General features: G+C 53.8%; 2 protein-coding genes. Both read left to right on the top strand.

The window, feature by feature from the left end; all coding sequences use genetic code 11:
* A partial coding sequence (locus HP459_RS23165) for a tRNA-dihydrouridine synthase (RefSeq protein ID WP_171936952.1) occupies positions 1-475 on the top strand: 475 nt, incomplete at its 5' end.
* Positions 476-611: 136 nt separating this feature from the next.
* Positions 612-854 carry an envelope stress response protein PspG gene (gene pspG / locus HP459_RS23160; protein ID WP_017382623.1) on the top strand — a complete coding sequence of 81 codons (243 nt, stop codon included), beginning with the start codon at positions 612-614 and terminating at the stop codon, positions 852-854.
* Positions 855-905: the final 51 nt, after the last annotated feature.

Below are 905 nucleotides of genomic sequence, written 5' to 3'. Positions count from 1 at the left end.
TAAAGCCTGGCTCTCAGGCCTCAGCCCGAAAGAAAACCGCGAGATCCCGCCGCTGGACTACCCGCGCGTGTACCAGCTGAAACGCGACTTCCCACACCTGACCATGTCGATCAATGGCGGTATTAAGTCGCTGGACGAGGCCAAAGCGCACCTCGAACATATGGATGGCGTGATGGTCGGACGCGAGGCGTATCAGAATCCGGGCATTCTGGCGACGGTTGACCGGGAAATCTTTGGCGTTGAGGGTGCTGACACCGATCCCGTGGCCGTAGTGCGCGCCATGTATCCGTACATTGAGCGCGAGCTGAGTCATGGTACGTATCTGGGCCACATTACCCGCCATATGCTTGGCCTGTTCCAGGGCATTCCTGGTGCGCGTCAGTGGCGTCGTTATCTCAGCGAGAACGCGCATAAAGCCGGTGCGGATATTGAGGTACTGGAACACGCGCTGCGTCTGGTTGCGGACAAACGTTAAATTTCGCTAAAAGATGGTCAAATACGCCACGCCCTGCAACACATTGCGGGGCGTTTTGCTTTCAGAACAACAACTTATTTTTGGCATGATTCTTGTAATGATCGCAGCATCATTCGGGAACTCGTGGGAGAGCACCATGCTGGAACTACTTTTTGTGATTGGCTTCTTTATCATGCTGATGGTCACGGGCGTGTCGCTGCTCGGTATTCTGGCCGCGCTCGTTGTGGCCACGGTGGTGATGTTTGTCGGCGGATTATTTGCCCTGACGATTAAACTCTTGCCGTGGTTACTTCTGGCGATTGCGGTGGTATGGGCCATACGGGCGATTAAATCACCAAAACTGCCGACTTATCAGCGTAATAACCGCTTCCGTTACTAAGGTATTGAGGGGTACGTCACATACCTGCAACTTTTCCGGCAGCAATCTTTA

It is taken from the genome of Enterobacter sp. CM29, from assembly GCF_013179605.1.
In the GTDB taxonomy this organism is placed as follows: Bacteria; Pseudomonadota; Gammaproteobacteria; order Enterobacterales; family Enterobacteriaceae; genus Enterobacter; species Enterobacter intestinihominis.
Note: the sequence above shows the minus strand (reverse complement) of the source record. Positions and strands in the feature narration are given on the sequence as shown.